6 protein-coding genes and 1 pseudogene are annotated in these 7,376 nt (G+C 62.3%); 2 read left to right on the forward strand and 5 right to left on the reverse strand.

What is annotated here, in order from left to right; all coding sequences use genetic code 11:
- Positions 1-718, forward strand: a 718-nt coding sequence (locus KBX08_RS31835; protein WP_210787468.1) for a WD40 repeat domain-containing protein, incomplete at its 5' end; no start/stop codon positions are given.
- On the opposite strand, the gene KBX08_RS31840 is transcribed toward KBX08_RS31835, so the two are convergent.
- Positions 713-1,012 (reverse strand): NIPSNAP family protein, encoded by a 300-nt coding sequence (locus KBX08_RS31840; protein ID WP_210787469.1) that lies wholly within the window; start codon positions 1,010-1,012, stop codon positions 713-715. The two genes, KBX08_RS31835 and KBX08_RS31840, sit on opposite strands and share 6 nt — an antisense overlap.
- 1,124 nt (positions 1,013-2,136) lie before the next feature.
- Here KBX08_RS31840 and KBX08_RS31845 point away from each other — a divergent pair.
- A complete protein-coding gene (locus tag KBX08_RS31845) occupies positions 2,137-3,105 on the forward strand; it encodes a hypothetical protein (RefSeq protein ID WP_210787470.1) in 969 nt (322 codons plus the stop codon).
- Positions 3,106-3,303: 198 nt separating this feature from the next.
- Here KBX08_RS31845 and KBX08_RS31850 read toward each other — a convergent pair.
- From KBX08_RS31850 to KBX08_RS31865, 4 genes and pseudogenes are all read right to left on the reverse strand, one after another.
- Positions 3,304-3,506: pseudogene (locus KBX08_RS31850) on the reverse strand (IS5/IS1182 family transposase); the annotation flags it as partial.
- Between the two features lie 13 nt (positions 3,507-3,519).
- Positions 3,520-4,659 carry a hypothetical protein gene (locus KBX08_RS31855; protein ID WP_210787471.1) on the reverse strand — a complete coding sequence of 380 codons (1,140 nt, stop codon included), beginning with the start codon at positions 4,657-4,659 and terminating at the stop codon, positions 3,520-3,522.
- 159 nt (positions 4,660-4,818) lie between these two features.
- Complete coding sequence (locus tag KBX08_RS31860) at positions 4,819-6,954, reverse strand: AIPR family protein (RefSeq protein WP_210787472.1); 2,136 nt, start codon at positions 6,952-6,954, stop codon at positions 4,819-4,821.
- Between the two features lie 82 nt (positions 6,955-7,036).
- Positions 7,037-7,376, reverse strand: a 340-nt coding sequence (locus KBX08_RS31865) for a hypothetical protein (RefSeq protein WP_210787473.1), incomplete at its 5' end; no start/stop codon positions are given.

Here is a 7,376-nt window from a genome sequence, read left to right on the forward strand (position 1 = left end):
CGGCGACGTGCGCTTCGGGGCCGAGGTCGAATCGCTGGCCTGGTCACCGGACGGGTCCCGCTTGGCAGCAGGCTGCAAGGACAACTCGGTACGAGTCTGGGACGTCCGCACACGCAGTTCCGCCGGCGTCCTGCGCGGACACGCCGACTGGGTAGGAGCGCTCGCCTGGTCCCCGAGCGGCCGCTACCTCGCCTCCGGCTCGGACGACCGAACCGTCCGCGTCTGGGACATCGAGCACCCCGGCGACAGCACGGTCCACTCCGGTCACCAGAACTACGTGGACGCGATCAGCTGGGCGCCTGACGAGAGCAGGGTTGCCACCTGCTCCGCCGACTGGACCATCCGCGTCTGGGACCTCACCGGCACAGACCAGCCGCGGGTACTGACCGGCCACGACAAGCGCGTCCGCACGGTGGCATGGGCACCGGACGGCCAGCGCCTCGCATCCTGCTCCGACGACCGCACCGTACGGGTCTGGGGCAGCGCGGACGACGACCACAGTGAGGTGATCGGCGTCCACCGTGACGGCGTGACCAGCCTGACGTGGTTGCCGGACGGGCGGCAGGTCGTGACGGGTTCAGCGGACGGCACTGCCCGCGTCTGGGAAGAAGCCGTCGACTTGGCCGAGCTGACCGCGGTAGCGCGCTCGCGGGTGTTCCGCGCGCTCACGGACGACGAGAGGCAGGCGCACCTACTGCCCGGCGACGCGGACTCATAGCGTCTGCTCGACCTCGCGGGTCTCCTCACCCACCAGGTAATCGTCCGGATCCAAGCCGAGCGTCTTACGTTGCTCAGAGGCCCAGTAGGCCGCGTTGGCCTCATCGAACGACTCAGGGCCCTCGTGCGAGATCACCCAGACGTGCTGATTCCGCGCTCGGTCCTTCCACGACCCATGGATCTCGAAACCGAGATCACGGCGCAGCGGGACGACCAAACGCTGCCACCTGTCCACCCACTCGTCCAACAGCCCCGCACGGACCGTGTAGATACGGATCTGCACCGACCGTGCCATACCTGTCACCTCATCCGTGGCGCAACCCAGGGCGCCATCGACCCTATCCGAAGCAATGGACCCAAGCCGGCCACACAGTCCAGCACCGGACGAGACCTCTGGCTCACCCTCTGGCCCTCAGCCGCCAGGGGAGGATCACCCGCGTACGGTCCGGCAGCGATGTCAGTACCCGACGTTGGCCGGTGGCCGGGTCAACGGCAGCCAGCTCACCGGCACCCACTGTCAAGTCCTCAGGAGGCCTCGGCGCCGGCGAGACCGAGGAAGTACTCGCCCTTGCCACCCCGGGGCACCACGAGGTCGATCCGGCCGGCCGATCGACCGGAGCGCAAATCGACCCCAACCAACGTCATTGGGGGGCACCGTCAGCGCCCCTCCGACTTGCCGGTCGGGACCTCCTCCTGCGGGGTCACCAAAGCTCACACCGCCGGCGGATCGCCGCCGCCGCGTACGAGCGGGGCGAGCGCGTTGCGGATATCTCTGGGGCCAACCTCATGGGTAGTGGCCAGCGACACCGAGCGAGCACTGCCGCCGTTGACATCCTGGATCGCGATGGTGAGCTGGCGGCGCGGTCGGGCGTTCGGACCGACGTTGAACTCCGCGGTGGCGAGCTCACGCCCATCAAGGAATGTCGGTGGTTCGGCGTCCCGCGTAACGCCAGTGGGCGCAACTCCCTGCCCGGAAGGGTGAACGCTGCGTACGCCTCGTCGGCGCCGGAGGGTTGCCCGAGGAGCAACGCCCGTCCGTCGGTCGACGACTGCCGCAATTCGTACCCGGGCGGGCCGGCCCGTTCAGTGTTCCCGGTGAGGTCACGGATCCACCGCTGCCCGTCTCGGCGCCGGGCTAACCACCGCCCGTCCGGCGAGAGTACCTGACTAACGCGCATGATATCCGCTAGCCCGACGCCGAATTGTTCACCGGAGGTGGTCGATGCAGCAACCCCACATGGAGGTCCTGCCAATTCGGAGATCATCTTCGGTCTGCAGCGACGGCAGATGCAATCTGTGCACGCGGAGTAACGCAAGAATGCCAGCCAAGGCCATCGGCTGCTAGACCTCCTTCCCTGCGATGAGCGCGTCCGAGGCGGGTGCCGAGAAGACGTCATACCCCCCTTCTATGCTGAGTGGATGGCAGAGTCACCCGAACATCAATTCCTTTCCGACGTCTTCCTGTCAACTATATCGCGCTTTGCGAACTCAGATCTCTACTCCTACCGCGAAAGTCGACGCAAGAAGTTCGACTTTTCCTGCGTTCTCGCGGAAAGCTGGGAGTATGCCTTGGATGGTCAGACGCTATGGAGACACCCCGAAGGTGTTGACAAAGATCTGCGAACACTTCTATTTGCCTCCGACGCGCACATCGCTGCCTATATCGCCCGAGATACGACCCGGCACCGTTCGACGTTCCATGAGGCAACACAGGATTTTCGATCTAGCAACAGAAGGGAGCCGCTTAAAAAGCTGCATGTCTTCTGGATCCCGGCAGACTTTGATGCCGACTCCGATAATGCTCGTCGCTTGATCGCGCGACAGTTGGAGCGGGAAGTTGCGGAAAGCGTCCTCTTCAACGTCGTTTTCGGCAGATTGAGTCCTAACGGGCTGCGGGCTTTCACGTACTCCATCAGCATGCCGGACGTCGGTCTGCAGGTGCTCTATTCGATCGCCACCGAAGGGTTCACCAACTATTCACAAATGGGTGCACGTCTTCGGATCGGTCCGCGCTCCATCAAGGAACAAGTTCTCCGGCTTCAGATGAGTGGGCTGCTCTTGCAACCGCGCAGTGGCACCCAGGACTACTGTGTGAGCTCGGCTGGCAGAACCCTTCTTCGGATTTGCGCTCAGATCCGCGCGCTTACTCAGGCCGGCGAGTGGCTGTCAAGCGAGGTGATTGACATTTTGCGTATGCTCGAAGCGCCTCCCAGTCGCAGAGAGCTTGAATTAGTGCAACATGGCATTAGATTAAACACCCCACCCACACCGCGTTCGACGTTTATGCAGCTGCTGCTAAAGGTAGTCGATGGAGGCGACGAGATCGATTGGGGGAACTCGAATTTCCGCAAACATGAATACGAATTAGATAGCTCGTATTGGATGTAGCGGCCAGGCAGCCAGGGCTTCTGGGCAGAGTCGACGCCGCGGACTGCCGCTTTCACCATCGGCTGCTACATTGCATCGCCTGATCGCTAAGCCAACACGGGCGAACCAGCCTGCGCCGGAGTGTCCATAAGGGTCACTATGGTGTCTAAGGGCTGTCTCGTAACGGTGTGGAGGCGTTGCCTGGGGCCGGATCTGTGATCACCAGGTCAGGGCGATGTTGTGCAGGTTGGCGATACCAGAAGCAGCAGCGGTCAGTGTGCGGGCGGCGCGGCGGTAGTCACGCAGGATCTTCGGGTTCTTCATTCTGGCCAGGGTGGTTCGACCTATGCGCAGACGGTGCGGTGCTGGGCATTCAGGTCCTGCTTCCAGGCCGGTAGCGGGCTGCCGTCGCGGCTCTTGCGGCTTCGCCAGGGGTTAAGAGGCCTCCGAGCCTCCCAACCGGTCGCCCCGTTGCATTGGCAACGGCGGCCCAGTTATCTCGTTCTTTAACCCGGCGCGTCCGGCGACCTGCTTCAGCAGGTACCCGAACGCACGCGTCATCCACTCCTGATACTCATCGTCAGGCAGTGGCAGCGGTTCGGTCCTAGCGCGACATCCGAGATGCCACCGTCCGCGGCTGACTTCAACGTACGCGGCACTGGAGCGAAGTGCTGAGCGGACCTTCGCTGCTGCGTACTCCGGTGACTCCGTCATGCCCAAGGCGGCAGCGATCTCGCGGGCAAGCATGCCCTCGTTCGAGCCAAGTGCGAGGGTTCGAGCGATGCGCTCGCTCAAAACGGTCACACGGGCCGGTTCGACTGCACGCCCGGCTTGTGTCTGGACAGCGGTGGCGTACGTCGTCAGCAGCTCGAACCCGAACGGGCCAGCGACGCCCAAGGCTCGCTGCGCCGCAGCCTTCATTTGGTGAAGATGGCGCTCGGCTCGGCCACCCTTCTGCCACCAATAGGCAGCCGCTGCTGCCAGCAGCAGTGTTGTTGCCTGCAGGCCATGTGGAGCTCGCACGAACGTCCGGCCCACCCCCCAGATCGCCAAGGAAGTCACCACCGCCGGAAGGCCGACGGCGGTGACGGCCATCTCGAACTCGGCGTGATTGGCGCCGGCGTGAGTGAGGGGCAGCCAGTTGTGGGAGCCGAACCCGTAGTCGGTCAGGTCCCCATCTTCGGTAAGGACGCAGCACTGGGCCAAGGCAGCGGCCAGCCGCGCCGTCGGCGCGTCGGTGGGATGCCGCTGCTCGACCTCGGCAACCTGCGGGTGGGTGGTGCCCCACTCGTCCGGCACGTCTACGACCCGGGCGTACTGCAGGTAGTACCGTCGCCACCGGCGCACGGCCTCTACAGCGTCAACTCTTCGGTCCGCCGCATAGCCTGGCAGGTCACGTTCGACCTCGGTGAGCACATGCCTAGAGATGACTAGCCGGTAGGTGTCGTGATCAAGTGCCACAATGAGACTTGTCAGCCGGCCGTTACGAGTGCCCTGAACGACATCGTTCATGAGCGCACAGGTGTCTCCCACCAGTAAGGCAGGCGGCGCGACCCGCCACAGCGATTGAGGCATTCAACTAACGTATCCGGTCGGTCCGACAGCTTCGAGCCGGTAAGGGCTGGGCGGATGCGGCGGCATACATTGGCTAACGAGGCGACAGTCGTGGACGCTGGACGACCGCAGCTGCTGCTGTTGAGGAGCACCGTCAGCGCGCACCATACGCTCAACCGCCTAGTCGACATCCTCCTGACGATCAAGGATCTCCGCTGCCAGGTCGGCTAGCGTCCCCTCTCCGGGAACCAGCCAGCGCGCGGGTCCTTGCGCCGCTTGCGGCCGACCTTCGGCCCATTGGGCAAGGTCCCAGAGATGATATGTCAGCCCAGTTGGCGAGTACTGCCGACCATCAATCGCCCACAACAATGGCTTTGCGCGGTCGTTGAGCCAAGATGCTTGGCTCCGCCTCGGGTCATCATCGAGCCAAGTTTGTAGAGCATTTTGCTCACCACTGGTGCCTGGCTGATAAATGATCGTAGTGCCATCTTTAATGCGGCTTGCGTCGACCAGGGTGGGCGTTGCGTTGGGACGCCGTGTGCGCGTACGGCGGTAGTTTTCCGGGAGCTGAGGGGGCCCATCGACATCTTTGACGGACGCCGTCACCATCTCCACTAGGCGAGTAAGCCTCTGCGGGATTGCGAACGTGTTTGTGATTGACGAGTTTGGGCCGTACTCAGCGTCGATGTGACCGACCAGCCAGTCAAGCGCAAGACTCGTAATTGCCGGCACCGCCGCAAGCTGGGGCTCGATATCGAAGTCAGGGGATGCTACGCCACTTAGCGGCAGCGTCTTCATAACGATATAAGCGATGAGCAGATCGCCGCGATCGGCAACACTTGCGGCACGGTCCCTTCGGCGCTCACCGCTGTCGCTTAACGCGACCCCGATGGCACGCTGAATTTGGACCAGATTCCAGATCTCGAATGCAGATCGCGGATGCCGTTGAAATAGAATCGAATAAGCGCCAAGGCTTCCCTGCTCCCACAGAAGGTCGGAGTCCGCCGTAGCGCGGATTACGATATCTGGCTCACTGTGCACGCAGGCGAGTGCCTTCGCTGCCTCGTCTACAGTGCAACCTTCCGCACCCTGCGGGGGGACTTCCCCTCGCTTCACCACATAGCGTTGAGGCAGAGAAAGGCGGAAGTCGTCCTCGATATCGGCCTGCCGAGAGTCGAGCGCCACAAAGTCACGCAACTCAACTTGGTTTTGCTTATTCGAAGCTTGCGTAATCTGCACACCAAAACTTGCTGGCGCATTGCCCACGGCGATCACCTTAACCGACACGTGAGCAACCCGCGTTTTGAGCGCGTCACGCCTCACGGCTTCACTAACGGCAGACACCGTTTGCGCGCCGTTCACAATGCTTGCGCCCTGCACCACCAAGCCGACCGAGCTCTCAGGATCGCTGGGATCAAACAGATTAGGAACTAGCGATTCACAAAGCATAGTAATACCATTGTTCAGAGCGCCAAAGTTTTCGGGCTCCTGAAGGAGAGTGTTCACCATGCCTAGGTTAACTTCAGTGCTCCCAAGAGGCTTCCTTAGGTTCTTCTCGAAAAGCCTGTTACCGTGCTGCTCTTGCCAAGCGGCGACGGATCCAACAGCAACCTCACCCTGATATGCCTCAAGATGGCCGGACATCCGGTGCCACGACTTCATCTTGACAGTTAGGCTGATCGGCTGCTCCTGTAAGGCATCGCGAAGGATATCGCGCAGATCATTGAGAAGGAAAACGCGGTACCCAATAATTGGCCGATCTCTGTTGATGCGATTGTAGTCGGCAAGTTGCTCATCGAGCCGCCGCATGGCAGCCACCGAGAGTTTTTGGACACCCATTACCACTAGGACTAAGGTAATTGTGCGGTGCGGATTGTCGAGAACCCGGACGATTTCTTTTTCCTTGGCCTGCAATCGCTCGTTGAGCTGATCGAACTCCCGTCTCTGCACCTTTCGAAGACCAACCAGGAGTGTATTGATGTCAGTTACCGATAGAGACTGATCTCCAAAGTCACTCCACTTGCTCTGAATCAGCCACAGCCGCGAGTTACCGTCGGTGGCAACCGCGTCTATCCCTTCATCTTGAAATCCGTCGGTGACACTTTGGCCGGCGGTCGCATTGTCGCATCCAAGCAGACCGCGGACCACGAGGGCGGCGGCAGCTCGGGTCCGAAACATTTGGCCATTCGAATCCCTGAGCGCCGCAGGGTCGGTCATGCTAATCAGCCCGCCGAACTCACGTTCTATCGCGCGGCGAACCTGCCAAGCAGCGAGCGGGACCCGCTTGGGATTACCGGGGCCTTTTTGAGCAGCCAAGGTTCGCTGTCCTTCATCTGGTAAGGCGGGTGTTAGTCCTGGAACGGTAGCGGTCAGTCAGAATGTGCCAGAAGAGCATCGACTAAACAACCCCGCCCTTTGATGTCCGTGACAGCCGATTTGCCCCAGATCGACACAGCGAGCCATCACCACCAGCCTTGATCCTTTCATCGGCTGATCGGATCTTGGCGCCGGCCGCCAGCTCGAAGGTGACGGGCCAGAAGTGCTCGTCCAGCCGGAGGCGCCGGGCGAGCGCGTCGGCCTGCGGGCTGGGCAGCAGCGCCAGTTGCTCGCCGTACCAGCGCCGCCAGTGCTCGAAGCCGGGGTCGACCGCGATGTCGTAGGTCAGCTGCCGCTGCTCCGGTGTGCGCGCGCCGGGCATCGCCCGGTGTGCTGTCACGAAGTCTGGGCCGAACCGGCCG

It is taken from the genome of Micromonospora sp. H61 (assembly GCF_018070325.1).
GTDB lineage: Bacteria > Actinomycetota > Actinomycetes > Mycobacteriales > Micromonosporaceae > Micromonospora > Micromonospora salmantinae.